15 protein-coding genes and 1 other RNA gene are annotated in these 13,660 nt (G+C 60.1%); 6 read left to right on the top strand and 10 right to left on the bottom strand.

From position 1 onward, the window contains the following. The coding region (locus B3849_RS12120; RefSeq protein ID WP_286780221.1) for a ribonuclease E/G at positions 1-1,917 on the top strand (1,917 nt) is incomplete at its 5' end. A gap of 98 nt (positions 1,918-2,015) precedes the next feature. On the opposite strand, the gene B3849_RS12125 is transcribed toward B3849_RS12120, so the two are convergent. Then, on the bottom strand, positions 2,016-2,243 hold the full coding sequence (locus tag B3849_RS12125; protein WP_243250206.1) for a sulfurtransferase TusA family protein: 228 nt from the start codon (positions 2,241-2,243) through the stop codon (positions 2,016-2,018). 104 nt (positions 2,244-2,347) lie between these two features. On the opposite strand from B3849_RS12125, the gene B3849_RS12130 reads away from it, so the two are divergent. From B3849_RS12130 to B3849_RS12145, 4 genes are all read left to right on the top strand, one after another. Further along, positions 2,348-3,100: a cytochrome c biogenesis CcdA family protein gene (locus B3849_RS12130; protein WP_037945030.1), complete on the top strand. Its 753-nt coding sequence runs from the start codon at positions 2,348-2,350 to the stop codon at positions 3,098-3,100. A gap of 56 nt (positions 3,101-3,156) precedes the next feature. Next, positions 3,157-4,383 carry a hypothetical protein gene (locus tag B3849_RS12135; RefSeq protein WP_286780222.1) on the top strand — a complete coding sequence of 409 codons (1,227 nt, stop codon included), beginning with the start codon at positions 3,157-3,159 and terminating at the stop codon, positions 4,381-4,383. Further along, entirely contained in the window at positions 4,380-5,732 is a 1,353-nt protein-coding gene (locus B3849_RS12140) for a cytochrome P450 (RefSeq protein WP_286780223.1), read from the top strand. The genes B3849_RS12135 and B3849_RS12140 overlap by 4 nt, the downstream gene beginning before the upstream one ends. Positions 5,733-5,801: 69 nt before the next feature. Beyond that, the gene (locus B3849_RS12145; protein ID WP_286780224.1) at positions 5,802-6,695 is read left to right on the top strand and encodes a fructose bisphosphate aldolase; all 894 of its coding nucleotides are present in this window, start codon (positions 5,802-5,804) and stop codon (positions 6,693-6,695) included. 47 nt (positions 6,696-6,742) lie between these two features. Here B3849_RS12145 and B3849_RS12150 read toward each other — a convergent pair whose 3' ends face one another. The 9 genes from B3849_RS12150 to B3849_RS12190 all read right to left on the bottom strand — a co-directional run bounded on the left by B3849_RS12150 (position 6,743) and on the right by B3849_RS12190 (position 13,052). Continuing rightward, on the bottom strand, positions 6,743-6,976 hold the full coding sequence (locus tag B3849_RS12150; RefSeq protein WP_286780225.1) for an N-(5'-phosphoribosyl)anthranilate isomerase: 234 nt from the start codon (positions 6,974-6,976) through the stop codon (positions 6,743-6,745). Between the two features lie 9 nt (positions 6,977-6,985). Continuing rightward, the gene (locus B3849_RS12155) at positions 6,986-7,219 is read right to left on the bottom strand and encodes a ribbon-helix-helix domain-containing protein (RefSeq protein WP_064216470.1); all 234 of its coding nucleotides are present in this window, start codon (positions 7,217-7,219) and stop codon (positions 6,986-6,988) included. After that, positions 7,216-7,392: a DUF4169 family protein gene (locus B3849_RS12160; RefSeq protein ID WP_005853675.1), complete on the bottom strand. Its 177-nt coding sequence runs from the start codon at positions 7,390-7,392 to the stop codon at positions 7,216-7,218. The genes B3849_RS12155 and B3849_RS12160 overlap by 4 nt, the downstream gene beginning before the upstream one ends. Beyond that, positions 7,389-8,783, bottom strand: coding sequence for a class II fumarate hydratase (fumC, locus tag B3849_RS12165; protein WP_005853673.1), 1,395 nt, complete (start codon positions 8,781-8,783; stop codon positions 7,389-7,391). Before fumC ends, B3849_RS12160 begins: the two co-directional genes overlap by 4 nt. A gap of 113 nt (positions 8,784-8,896) precedes the next feature. Beyond that, positions 8,897-9,367 (bottom strand): SspB family protein, encoded by a 471-nt coding sequence (locus tag B3849_RS12170; protein ID WP_005853671.1) that lies wholly within the window; start codon positions 9,365-9,367, stop codon positions 8,897-8,899. Between the two features lie 72 nt (positions 9,368-9,439). Further along, complete coding sequence (chrA, locus tag B3849_RS12175) at positions 9,440-10,696, bottom strand: chromate efflux transporter (protein WP_286780226.1); 1,257 nt, start codon at positions 10,694-10,696, stop codon at positions 9,440-9,442. Positions 10,697-10,850: 154 nt separating this feature from the next. Further along, a complete protein-coding gene (locus tag B3849_RS12180; protein ID WP_286780227.1) occupies positions 10,851-11,669 on the bottom strand; it encodes a glycosyltransferase in 819 nt (272 codons plus the stop codon). 262 nt (positions 11,670-11,931) lie between these two features. Beyond that, positions 11,932-12,278: a transfer-messenger RNA gene (ssrA, locus tag B3849_RS12185) on the bottom strand. Positions 12,279-12,308: 30 nt separating this feature from the next. Then, positions 12,309-13,052: a FadR/GntR family transcriptional regulator gene (locus tag B3849_RS12190; RefSeq protein WP_286780228.1), complete on the bottom strand. Its 744-nt coding sequence runs from the start codon at positions 13,050-13,052 to the stop codon at positions 12,309-12,311. Positions 13,053-13,241: 189 nt separating this feature from the next. Between B3849_RS12190 and B3849_RS12195 the strand changes: the two genes are divergently transcribed. After that, positions 13,242-13,660 (top strand): alcohol dehydrogenase catalytic domain-containing protein (locus tag B3849_RS12195; RefSeq protein ID WP_286780229.1); only part of this gene is annotated, 419 nt, incomplete at its 3' end.

The following is a 13,660-nucleotide window of genomic DNA, read 5'->3' on the forward strand; positions in this document are numbered from 1 at the left end:
AAGGCCGAGATCAAGCGCGACTACGAATACCTGCAACGCCTGTGGGAACAGATCCGCGAGCTGACGCTGAAATCCATCGCGCCCGCCAAGATCTATGAAGAAGGCGACCTGATCAAACGCTCGATCCGCGACCTTTATAACCGCGAGATTGACGAGGTGTTTGTCGAAGGTGAACGCGGTTACCGCATCGCCAAGGACTTCATGAAGATGATCATGCCGTCCCACGCCAAGAACGTGAAGCTCTATAGCGAAACGCTGCCCTTGTTCGCGCGCTATCAGGTCGAAAGCTACCTGTCGGGCATGTTCAACCCCACGGTGCAACTGCCTTCGGGCGGGTATATCGTGATCGGTGTGACCGAAGCGCTTGTCGCCATCGACGTGAACTCGGGCCGGGCCACCAAGGAAGGCTCCATCGAACAGACCGCGACCAAGACCAACCTGGAAGCCGCCGCCGAAGTCGCTCGTCAGCTGCGTCTGCGCGATCTGGCCGGTCTGATCGTCATCGACTTTATCGACATGGACGAGCGTCGCAATAACGCCGCCGTTGAAAAGCTGATGAAGGAAAAGCTGAAAACCGACCGTGCGCGTATTCAGGTGGGCCGTATTTCCGGCTTTGGCCTGATGGAAATGTCGCGCCAGCGTTTGCGTCCCGGCATGATCGAGGCGACGACCCAGCCGTGCCACGCCTGTCACGGCACGGGCCTGATCCGGTCGGACGACAACCTTGCGCTGTCGATCCTGCGCCAGATCGAGGAAGAGGGCACCCGCAAACGGTCGCGCGAGGTATTGATCACCGCGCCTGTGGGCATCGCTAACTTCCTGATGAACCAGAAGCGCGAACATATCGCCCATATCGAAGGCCGCTATGGCATGGCCGTGCGCATCGAAGGCGACCCCGCTTTGGTCAGCCCCGATTTCTCGCTTGAAAAGTTCAAGACCGCGACACGCGTTGTCACGCCGATCGAACATGTGGTGTCGGTTGATACCTCCATCATGGACGAGGTCGACGATCTGGATGTCGATGCGGAAGCAGATGCGGACAACGCTGACAATGAACCCAGCGGCAACGGCAATGGCGGGCAGAGCCAGCACAATGGCTCTGACGATGACAATGACGGCGAGGGGAAACCCAAGCGCCGTCGTCGTCGCCGGCGGCGTCGGGGTGGCAAATCCAACGGGGATGATGCCGCCAACGGTGAAAACAACGGCGATAGCAACACCAACGGTGACAACGGCGATAGCGACGCGCCCGCGCAAACCGAGGCGGATACTGCTGGTGCCAAAGATGACGCGAAAACGGATGCGACTGCAGACGCCGCTTCTGATGACGCGAAACCGCAGGACAAACCCAAGCGCACCCGTAGCCGGACCCGCAAACCCAAGGCTGATGCCGCGGCAGAAGCGACCGTAGACGCGGATGCCAAAACCTCTGAGGACGCGAAACCTGCCGACGCGGCTCCTGCCGACGCGGACGCCGCCGAAGACGCGCCCAAGCCAAAACCCAAGCGGACCCGCACGCGCAAGCCCAAGGCCGCCCCTGTTGAGGCTACCGAAGAGGGCTCGCAAGAGGCACCCAAGCCCGAGGAAACACCTGCGCCAAAAGAGCAGCCAACCCCCGAGCCCAAGCCCGAGCCTGAGGTGACACCAGACGCGCCGACGCCCGAGCCCGCAAAGGAGCCGACGCCGATCCCGACGCCGGAACCCACACCCGCGCAGCCGTCCCAGCCTGCCGAGGTGGAGGAAACGCCGGCTCCGACCGAAGTGCCTGATAGCACCCCGACGGAAATGCCGCCCGCGCAGGAAATCCAGCCGGAGCCACCGGTCACCGAAGTACCTCAGCCCGAGGCGACCCCGCAGGCGGAGCCCGAAAAACCCGCCAAGCCCAAGCGGCGCGGCTGGTGGTCCTTGGGCGGCTAAGCAGCGCCCCTGCGCTGAAATATAGAAACGACAAAAGGCAGACCTTTGGGTCTGCCTTTTTTATCTGCGGTATCGGCGCACGTGGGGCGGCGGGACCGTTACTTTTTGCGGATCACATAGGCCTGCGGCGTTTCGTCCATCGCGGCGCTTTCAAGGCTGTGCCCGGCCTCGGCACAGAAATGTGGGATGTCGATGATCGCGGCGGGATCATCCGCATGCACGGTCAGAAGTTCGCCAGAGGCCAATGATTGCAGGCGTTTACGGGCTTTAAGCACGGGCAGGGGGCACAAAAGCCCCGTCGCGTCGAGAAAGTTTTTATCTGTCATGATCCTCAGATAAGCCACATGTTTCAACGCGTCCACAACCTTGTGACGGGGATCACGCGCAACAGCAGGTGACGCGCCGGACAAAGCAGATTATGGCTGATGTCATGTTTGGATTTGACCTGATCGACGCGGGACTACTGCCCGCCATACTCATCGCGCTGACCGCCGGGATCATCAGCTTCCTGAGCCCCTGTGTGCTGCCCATCGTCCCCCCGTACCTCGCCTATATGAGCGGGGTGACCCTGAACGATATGTCATCGGTCGCCGCCGCGCGCCGCAAGGCTGTCATCGCGGCCCTGTTCTTTGTTATGGGGCTTAGTACGGTGTTCCTGATTCTGGGGTTCACGGCCTCGGTCTTCGGGGCGTTCTTCCTGCAAAATCAGGTGCTCTTCGCGCGGCTGTCGGGCATTGTGGTGATCATCTTTGGTCTGCATTTTCTGGGCGTCTTCCGCATTCCTTTTCTGGATCAAGAAGCGCGTCTGGATGCGGGCGACAAGGGCGGCACGTCCTTTGGGGCCTATATCCTTGGGCTGGCCTTCGCCTTCGGCTGGACACCCTGCATCGGGCCGCAGCTTGGCGCGATCCTGTCGCTCGCAGCGTCCGAAGCCTCGGTCACGCGCGGCACGCTTTTGCTGGGGGTCTATGCGGCGGGCTTGGGTATCCCCTTCTTGCTGGCGGCGATGTTCATTACCCGCGCCACCCACGTCATGAACCGGATCAAGCCCTATATGAAGCTGATCGAACGCGGCATGGGGATCTTGCTGGTGGTCGTCGGTCTGGCTCTGCTGACGGGGGCGTTTACGACCTTCTCTTTCTGGTTGCTGGAAACATTTCCTGCCTTGGGATCCTTGGGTTAGGCGCCTTACTCTTGCCGGAAAACCTGTTTAAGCTGCGGCGAAATACAGGGTGAACGATGGCCGAGAACATAGAGCAGACAGTCAGGACTCGACGGGTTTTCTATATCCCGGGCTATGACCCCATTCATCCGCGCCGCTACCGCGAGCTTTACCGCAAGGAAGGCGGCGCACAGGCGCGGATCTCGGACTATCAGATCGCGCTGTCGCCCAAGAAGGGCGGCGGGAACTATGGCTGGAACGTCGCCGCGCATATCGATGGCGTTGATGTAGAGGCTCAGGTCGACGTGCTCGTCTGGTCCGACATCGTCCGCATCTCCATGAGCAATTCGATCCTCGCAACCTATGGGCAGTTGGTGCAGACGGCTTGGGTCTATATCGCGTCGGGTGCGCTATGGCGGTTGATGAAGCTGCGCAAGGGGCCCGTGATTGCGGCGCTTTATCCGGTGGGGATGTTGCTGCTGCAGTTGTTGATCGCGGCCCTCGCGGGCAAGCTGCTCTACGCGGGGGTGACCTTCTTTGGCGGGCCTGCGTGGTTCAAGGGGATCGTCGCCGCCGCTGGCGTGGGGTTGGGCTGGCAGGTGCTGCGCTGGTTCAAGAAACAGGATGGCAAGCTTTTCGCCTATTACCTGATGCATGATTACGCCTTCGGGGCCGCGACGCGCGGGGCGAACCCGCCCGCGCTTGAAACGCGCATGACCGAATTCGGGGATGCCATCGCGCAGGCGCTGAGGTCTGATGTGGACGAGGTGCTGGTCGTGGGTCATTCCTCGGGCGCGCATCTGGGGGTGTCGATCCTTGCCGATCTGATCCGCGCGGGCCGTGTCCCTGCTGACGGGCCTGCGCTGGCCTTTATGACCTTGGGGCAGGTGGTGCCGATGGTGTCCTTCCTGCGCGATGCCCACCGTCTGCGCGCCGATTTGCGCTTTCTGTCCCAATGCGAGGGTCTGACATGGGTCGATGTCACGGCCCCCGGCGACGGCTGTGCCTTTGCGCTTTGCGATCCGGTGGCGGTGTCGGGCGTTGCCCCCGAGGATAAACGCTGGCCGCTGGTGTTCTCCGCGGCCTTCACCCAATCGCTGACCCCAGCCCGCTGGAAAGAACTGCGCTGGCGGTTCTTCCGGCTGCATTTCCAATACCTTTGCGCCTTTGATGCGCCCAAGGACTATGACTATTTCCAGATTACCGGCGGCCCGCATAGTCTGGCCGAACGCTATGCCGGACGGCCTGCCTCCCGGTCGCGCATTGTCAAACCGGTGAATAAATTCACCTCTACCGCGCCATGACGCTGCCCCCCAAACCCGAGAGCCGCCCCGCGAAAGTGTCGCTTTGGCGCTATGCGCGGCTCTTTCGCCAAGACATCCTGTCGGCGCAGCCCGCACGCCTGTATCGGGCCTGGATGGCAGAGTTCAAGACCCCGTTCTTCCGCAGTTATCTGATCAACCAACCCGATCTTATCCAGACCGTGCTCAAGACGCGCCCCGACGAGTATCCCAAGTCCGACCGGATCGGCGAAGGATTGCGCCCGCTGCTTGGCAATTCGGTCTTCCTGACCAACGGGGCGACGTGGAAACGACAGCGGCGCATCATTGACCCCGCGTTTGAAGGGGGCCGTTTGCGCGAAACCTTCCCCGCGATCTGGGACGCGGCAGAGGCAGCCGCGGCACGGCTTGCGCCTCATGATGGCGCGCCGCTAGAGGTGGAGGCGCAGACCAGCCACGCGGCGGCGGATGTGATCTTTCGCACGTTGTTTTCGATTCCCATCGAACACTATATGGCGCGCGAGGTCTTCGACGAATTCAAAACCTATCAGCGCAGCCAGCCGATCCTGAACATCGCGGCCTTTGTACCGTTGCCCCGCTGGCTGCCACGGCTGTTCCGCCGCGACACGAAGCGTAGCGCAGCCAAGATCCGGCGACTGATCACCGCGCTGACGGCCGAGCGGATGGAGGCGATCAAGGCGGGCACCGCCCCCGACGATCTGGCGACCAAGATCATGACCACGCCCGACCCCGAAGACGGCTCTACCTTTACCACCGATGAAATGGTCGATCAGGTCGCGATCTTCTTTCTTGCAGGCCACGAGACGAGCGCCTCGGCGCTGGCATGGGCGATGTATCTGGTGGCGACCCATCCCGACTGGCAGGACCGTCTGGCCGAAGAGGCACAGGCGATCGACCAGTGCGATTTTGCGGTCATGGGCAAGCTTAGGCAAAGCCGCGATGTCTTCCGCGAGGCACTGCGGCTTTATCCCCCCGTGCCGATGATGGTGCGCGAAGCGAGCTGCCCTGCGACGTTCCGCGACCGAACCGTGGTGCGTGGGGCACAGGTGGTGATCAGCCCGTGGCATCTGCATCGTCACGAACGCCTGTGGGACAACCCCGACGGGTTTGATCCGGCGCGATGGCACAGCGAGAACGGCAAGAAATGCCAGCGCGAGGCCTATCTGCCGTTCAGCGCCGGTGCGCGGGTCTGCCCGGGGGCGGGCTTTGCCATGGTCGAAGGCCCGTTGATCCTGTCGCGTATCCTGCGCGATTACCGCATAGAGGTTGTCGGCGAAAAGCCACCTGTTCCCGTGGCACATCTGACAGTTCGTTCAAAAGACGGCATTTTGCTGCGCTTTGTCCGGCGCTAACGATATATCATCGCGGGAATAGATGCGTTAAACGAACATTCGACGGAATCAATAAGGGCCAGGATCATCATGACCACGACAGACGCACAGCGCACACAAATGGAAACAGGGCAGGGGTTTGTGGCCGCATTGGACCAGTCGGGCGGATCGACCCCCAAGGCGCTGAGCCTTTATGGCGTTGAACCTTCCGATTACTCGGGCGATGCCGAGATGTTTCAAGCCATGCACGACATGCGCGCGCGGATCATTCTGGCCGATGATTTCACCTCTGACAAAGTTCTGGGCGCGATCCTGTTCGAACGCACGATGGACAACACGATTAACGGCAAACCTGTGGCCCAACTGCTGTGGGAAGACCGCGGCGTCGTGCCTTTCCTGAAGATCGACAAAGGTCTGGAAGACGAAGCAAACGGCGTGCAGCTGCTCAAACCCATGCCCGAGCTGGACGATCTGCTGAAACGCGCGAAAGCCGCCGGAATCTTTGGCACCAAGGAACGGTCGGTCATCCAATCGGCCAATCCCGAAGGGATCGCGTCGGTCGTGGCGCAGCAATTCGCCGTTGCCAAAACCGTCTGTGCCGCCGGTCTGGTCCCGATCATCGAGCCAGAGGTGAACATCCATTCCGAGAGCAAGGCGGAAGCCGAGGACATCCTGAAATCCGAGCTCGAGAAACACCTCGCCGCGCTTTCGGCGGAGGAACTGGTGATGCTCAAGGTGACGCTGCCAGAACGCGCGGGGCTTTATGACAGCCTTGCGGATCACCCCAATGTGCTGCGGGTCGTGGCGCTGTCGGGTGGGTATTCGACCGAAGACGCCTGCGCGCGTTTGACGCAAAACCCCAAGATGATCGCCAGCTTCTCGCGTGCGCTGACCGAAGGGCTGAACGTCAAGATGTCGGATGCCGAGTTCAACACGGCACTGGGGCAGAACATCAGCAAGATCTACGACGCCTCTGTCGCCTAAATTGGAATTTTCCTAAATTCCGCGGGGGGGTCTTGGGAAGAAAACCCCTAAACAATAATGCGGATCGGTTCCTGATTGCAAAATATCACGAGCTGGCCCGCATTTTCTACAGCGTGATAACCGCGGCGTAGCAGTTCTTGCTCGAATGCTTGGCGGCCCACATATCTTTCGACATCCCTGACATTCCGCCGCACGACACACCCGCTGCGGGCGGCCTTTGAACTGAATAGGGCGAGCATCCAGCCCTCGGGCGACAATGGAGAGAACTGTTGTTTGACCATGGGGGAAACTTACCCCCGCGAAGGTAAACGTTCCTTTAATGCACGCAGCACATACACGCGGATCGCAGAGGCCAGCCCCGCTTCAACGCCGCGCTCTGCATCGATCTGCGCCACCAGCGCATTGATCGGCATGTCCATCTCTTGCGCAAGGTCGCGCAATTCCTGCCAGAATTCATCCTCCAGCGAGATCGACGTGCGGTGACCCCGAAGGGTCACCGAATGTTTCACCGGTCGGGCGCTCATGTGTCGCGCTTATGGGCTTCCAGATTGCGCGAGATTTGCGCCAGACGGGCTTTCAAAACCTCTTTCTGGTCCTTGCTCTGGCCGAACTGTACCGCGTTTTCATCGGCACGGGCCTTGCGCGAGGCGCGGTTGCGCTCTTTCTTGACCTTGTTGAGGTTGATGGGGGCGCTCATTCTTTGGGTCCGATCATTTGCTCCGGCCGCACCACGCGGTCGAATGTTTCGGCATCGACAAAGCCCAAGGCGATTGCTTCTTCCTTGAGCGTCGTGCCGTTCTTGTGGGCCGTCTTCGCGACTTTGGTCGCGTTGTCATAGCCAATCGTAGGGGCCAGCGCTGTGACCAGCATCAGGCTTTCTTTCATCAGCTTGTCGATACGTTCGACATTGGCCTGCGTGCCGACCACCATATTGTCCGTGAAGGCCGAGGCGCTGTCGCCCAAAAGCTGCATGGATTGCAGGACGTTATAGCTCATCATCGGGTTGTAGACGTTAAGCTCGAAATGCCCTTGCGAGCCGGCAAAGCCGACGGCGGCGTCATTGCCCATGACATGCGCACAGACCATTGTCAGCGCTTCGGCCTGCGTCGGGTTCACCTTACCCGGCATGATCGACGACCCGGGCTCGTTCTCGGGCAGGATCAACTCGCCCAGACCCGAACGCGGGCCGGACCCCAGCAAGCGCATGTCATTGGCGATCTTGAACAGCGATCCCGCAACGGTTTTCAGCGCGCCCGAGAACATGACCATCGCGTCATGGGCGGCCAGCGATTCAAACTTGTTGGGCGCGGTGACAAAGGGCAGGCCGGTGATCTCGGCCATATGCGCGGCCACGGCTTCGGCCCAGCCTTTTTTGGTGTTCAGACCGGTGCCAACGGCAGTACCGCCTTGGGCCAGTTCATAGATATCGGGCAGGCAGGCGTTGACCCGTTCGATCCCCTTTTTCACCTGATGCGCATAGCCCGAGAATTCCTGCCCCAGGGTCAGCGGTGTCGCATCCTGGGTATGGGTCCGGCCGATCTTGATGATGTCCTTGAACTCTTCGGACTTCGCAACCAAGGCGTCGTGCAGTTTTTGCAGGCCGGGCAGCAGTACATCGCGGGCCTGCATGCCGATCGCTACATGCATCGCGGTAGGGAAGGTATCGTTGGACGACTGTCCCATGTTGCAGTGGTCGTTGGGGTGGACCGGATCTTTCGACCCCATCTCGCCGCCCAGCATCTCGATCGCGCGGTTCGAGATCACCTCGTTCGCGTTCATGTTCGACTGGGTGCCGGAACCGGTCTGCCAGACGACCAGCGGGAAGTTGTCGTCGAACTTACCCTCGATCACCTCGGTCGCGGCGGCGGTGATTGCATCGGCCAGTTTCTGGTCCAGATTGCCCTGGTTCAGGTTTTCCATCGCACAGGCTTTTTTCACGACGCCAAGGGCGCGGATGATCGGCACGGGCTGTTTTTCCCACCCGATGGGAAAGTTGATGATCGACCGCTGGGTCTGCGCGCCCCAGTATTTATCGGACGGCACTTCCAATGGGCCAAAGCTGTCGGTTTCTGTGCGGGTATCGGCCATGAAAAGGCTCCTGATCTTGGGCTTATGTCTGATCAGGGTTTACCCCGCGGGCCGCAGCGGTGCAATGAGCCGATGGCGCTAACCTTGGCGACAAGGCAGCGCTGACGGGTCGATTACTTGCGGAAGCTGTCCAGCGATACGATTTCGGCGGCTTTGGGGGCTTCTTCCTCGACCTCAAGCTCGCTTTCGTCCTGCTGGGGCAGGTCTTCGTCCTCGTCCTGCTGGCCGGGTTCTTGCTGTTCGAACTTCAGGCCGAATTCCACCGACGGATCCACAAAGGTGCGGATCGCGTCATAGGGGATATACATCGGTTCGGGGGCGTCGCCAAAGTTCAACGTGACCGAGAATCCTTCCTCGGTGACCTCAAGCTTGTCGTACCAATGCTGCATGACGACGGTCATCTCGCCGGGATAGCGGTCGGACAGCCAATCGGCCAGTTCCGCATCCGGATGAGAGGTGTCGAACGTAATAAAGAAGTGATGGTTGCCGGGCAGTCCATTGGCTGCAACGTCAAGTAATACCTGACGAATTAACCCGCGCATGGCATCGTGCATCAGATTGCCATACTCAATGCTTCGGCTCATTACTTCTCTCCGGCCTTGGTTGATGGCGATAGCATACGGCATTTCGCACCAGTGAAAAGGGGGCGCAAAAATTTATAGCAACAGGCGCCAGCAAAGGGCCAATGCTGCGCTTATCGTCATCGTCAGGACAAAGCCGAACCGCAGCCCCAGCATCGACACTCCCGCCACACCCGTCAATACAGCGGCCAGGGGATCAAAGCTGCTCCAATCAGGAAGAGGCACGGCCAGATGCGCCATAGGCAGCACGCGTTCAAACATCACATGCAGCGCGAACCAGACCGATAGGTTGGCAATCACGCCGACGACGGCGGCGGTAATCGCGCGCAAGGCCCCCGCCAGCCGCGGCTGCGCCGAGATCGCCTCCAGATACGGGCCGGCAAGGAATATCCATAGAAAACAGGGCGTAAACGTCACCCAGAGCGCCAGAGCCCCGGCCGAGACCGCGCCCCATGGCCCCGATTGGGCAAAACCCGCCAGCAGGGCGACAAACTCCGTCACCAGAATGAGAGGGCCCGGCGTCGTCTCGGCCAGCCCCAAGGCGTCGATCATCTGTTCGGTGGTGATCCACCCGTGATCCTGCACCACGGTCTGCGCCATATAGGCCAGCACCGCATAGGCACCGCCAAAGGTCACCACCGCGAGCTTCGAGAAGAAGAGCCCGATCTTGAGCAGGAATTCATTCCCCATACCCCAGACAAACATCAGCGGCGACGCCCATAGCGCGACCCAAAGCCCGATGACGCCGAAGGGGCGGGCAGGGCGGTGATGTCGCCCCTCAATCTCGACCACGCTGCCGTGCCCGGTGGCTCCGAAAGCGCCCCAAAGGCCCGCGCCCAGAATGATTAGCGGGAAAGGCAGACCTAAGACGAACAGCGCCACAAAGGCCAGCGCGGCCAGCACCCATCCCGCGCGCCCGTGCAACGCTTTGCGTCCCAGATTGCGCAAGGCTTGAAAGACCACGACAATGACCGCCGCCTTGATCCCCATGAACGCGGCTTGAACCAAGGGAAGCTGGCCGAAATAGGCATAGCCAAAGGCCAGCGCCAGAATGACCGCAGCCCCGGGAAGCACAAACAAAAGCCCCGCCAACAGCCCCCCAAGGGTGCCGCGCAGCCGCCATCCGGCATAGGTCGCCAGCTGCATCGCCTCTGGCCCGGGCAGCAACATGCACAAGGACAGCGCGCGCAAAAAACCGTCTTCCGAAAGCCAGCGATGACGCTCGACCAACTCTTTGTGCATCAGGGCGATCTGGGCCGCTGGCCCCCCAAAGGACAGCACCCCGATCCGCCCGAACACGCGCGCCAGCAGGCCCCATTCCGGTACACTCATATCTCGCATATGCCTCTCACGATGCCCCGCGCCAGAGGTCGCAGTACCGGCCCCCGAGGTCAAGCGCCGGTGGGGCACCGATTGGCACTGCCCGCACATACGCGCGGCGGGTTTCAAAGGATGCGGATTGTCAGTTAGGGGGCGCGGGTTGCTATCACGCCAAACTATCGAAATCGTTGAACTCTTTGAACGGCACGTCCAGCATCCAAGGGAACCTTGATTTAAAGTCCTCGTCGTCGCGCCAATTCTCGACCTCTATCCATCTTTCACCGACGCTGACACGCGAGTCGTTCACGTCGCTCAACGTGCGGATATACATGAGTTTCCGAGTGTCGCTGGTGTAGCCGAACCGTTTTGGTGCATCCATATGGCCGATGCCGAATATGTTTTTATGGTCTTTCCTGCCAACCATCGTCAGACCCAAATTGATGAATTTGAAGCGATGTGCCCATAACTGAACCTCGTCGTCACGCAGGCCCAATGCGTACCCCTTTGGAAAGGTGTAAAAATGGGGCGTGCCCTCCGCTTCGAGCGGCTCGGCTTGCGCTAGATGCGCTCTGAGCGTTGCGATGAAATCCGAAGATAGGCCGTCATCATCATCAAGGACGACTTGCGCCACGGGATCGCTCCCAGCAAATTTTCCGATTGCGTGGCGCTGAAACTTCCTCGCCGGGCCCTGCGGCGCGAATTGTATCGTGAACTTACCAGCCCCTAAACGGTCTTCACACATATCGGTCAGCTCTGATTTTGCCCAATCGGGCATCTGATCGCTGGAGAGGATGAAATGGTGAAAGTTATCGTCCGTTTGCGACGCGAGGCTCGCCAATGCGATATTGTTGAACAGCCACAGCCGTCGCAATAGCCTGTTTTTATCGAACAGCATTGCCGCATCTTTGGAAAAGTCGCTTTGCCATCCTGACGCCCCTAGAAACGAGAACCGAGTTGAGACAAGGATTTCAGTCGATTGGGACATTGAGCGGCTTCTCTGCTTTGTGGGCGGTTAATGTATCTTATTAAAAATTATGGACTTTTTGACTGCAAGTCAAACAAACCCGAAGTGCGCGTTGAAAGTCAGGGTTCAAGGGGCTTGGGTGTTCTGCTCTTCATTCTGAAGCGGACGAAGTGCTTATGCAAGCTGCCGTTCGATTGCAGCACAGGCGATGACCCGCCTGAACATAAGCAGGCGGAAACTGCATATCATGCGCTTGAAGGTGGGGAATTACGGGGGAGAGGTAAGTGCAGGTTTCTGTTGCCAGGTACCTGCGAACCCCGCCTTAGGTCGCTAAACGTAAGGACTTAAGTTTCAATAGTTCCGGTCGCTTACGCGGCCATCGCCATTGGAGCACGATTGTCATTTGCAATTGTACATTTTACGCCGATAACGGTGGCAGTCAGCCGAGATAAAGCAACATCTTTAGACGTTCGTCGATCCTATTTCGACCCCATGATCCGCAAATGACGGATGTTTGGTGGAGTCGCCGGGTACCGCCCCCGGGTCCGAACCGCTTATTACATGCGCGTTTATACCCATAGTCCCGAAGGACACCCCAGATATAAGGGGCGTGATTTGCTTTGCAAGGGGAAAGCTTTGAAAACGAAAGGTGACCCGCGGCTATCGGGCCGCGTCACTCTGTTTGCTGCGGCGAGCAAAGACGGTGCGGGCGAGGGCCTGGGTCTCTTCCTCAAGCAGGGTCAGCCCTTGGGCGGCGGCACCGGCGTCGCGGGCGGCGATGGCGGCGGCGATGTCACGATGGCGCGCGACGATGGCGTCGCGGGACCATGCGGTGAAGGTGATCATGTTCATCAGCGGCTGCATCGCTTCGACCGCACCGGCGAGTTGATAGGAGAGCACCGGATTGCACGCCCCATCGACCAGCGCGCGGTGAAACGCGACATCCGCCGCGCAAAAGCCTGCGTCCGACAGATCAGGGGCAGATTGCGTGGCAAGCGCGTTTTGCATCGCGTCCAGATGATGATCCTGCCTGCGTGCCGCCGACAGGGGGGCGCAGGCGCGCTCTAGCGCGAAGCGGGCCTCGCAGGCGGTCTCGAAGCTCACGTCGTTCATCGACAAAAGCAGGGTAGAGGTGGTGATCTGCTGCGCTTGGGCGGCTTCAAAGCTGATGCGATTGACGAAAGCGCCGCCCGTTGCCCCCCGTTGGGTACGGATCAATGATTGTGCCGCCAACCGCTTGAGCGCCTCGCGCACCGTCGCGCGCGAGACGTTGAACTGCGCCGACAGCTCCGCCTCGGAGGGGAGGCGTTCGTCCACGATCAGCACACCCTTGATGATGGCATCACGGATGTTCGCGGCAATATGGCTGGACAGATCAGAGGCGGTTTCTGGCGTGGAATTCATATGTCTTACATTTATGGTTTGGAAAAACTTTAATTGTCTGACATTAATTTTGCAAGATGTGAGTCGGCGGGCACCCCCACTGGCGCGCAGCTTGAACCCATGGAACCGAGGGGCCAGCCCCTCGGGCTCCCCGGAGTTTACTGGCAAAATGAAGCGGGCCCTGAACGGCGGTCCGAGACAGGAGAAATGATGTTTGATGCGTTGATGGTGAATAAGGATGAGGACACCGGCAAGACCCATGCCGAGGTTACCCAGATCGACCTTGACCGTTTGCCCGAGGGGGATGTGACCGTTGCTGTCGAATATTCGACCGTGAACTACAAGGACGGGCTGTGCATCGGACCGGGCGGCGGCTTGGTGCGCAAGTATCCCCATATTCCCGGTATCGATTTCGCAGGCACCGTGGAGGCAACGGACGATGATCGCTACAAACCCGGCGATAAGGTCGTGCTGACCGGCTGGCGTGTGGGCGAGGCCCATTGGGGCGGCTATGCGCAAAAGGCGCGTGTGAAGGCAGACTGGCTGGTGCCGCTGCCCGAGGGGCTGGACACGCGGTCCGCGATGGCCGTGGGCACCGCAGGCTTTACCGCGATGCTGGCGGTGATGGC

The sequence above is a fragment of the Sulfitobacter sp. UBA4523 genome (assembly GCF_002388305.1).
GTDB classification, from domain to species: domain Bacteria; phylum Pseudomonadota; class Alphaproteobacteria; order Rhodobacterales; family Rhodobacteraceae; genus Sulfitobacter; species Sulfitobacter pontiacus.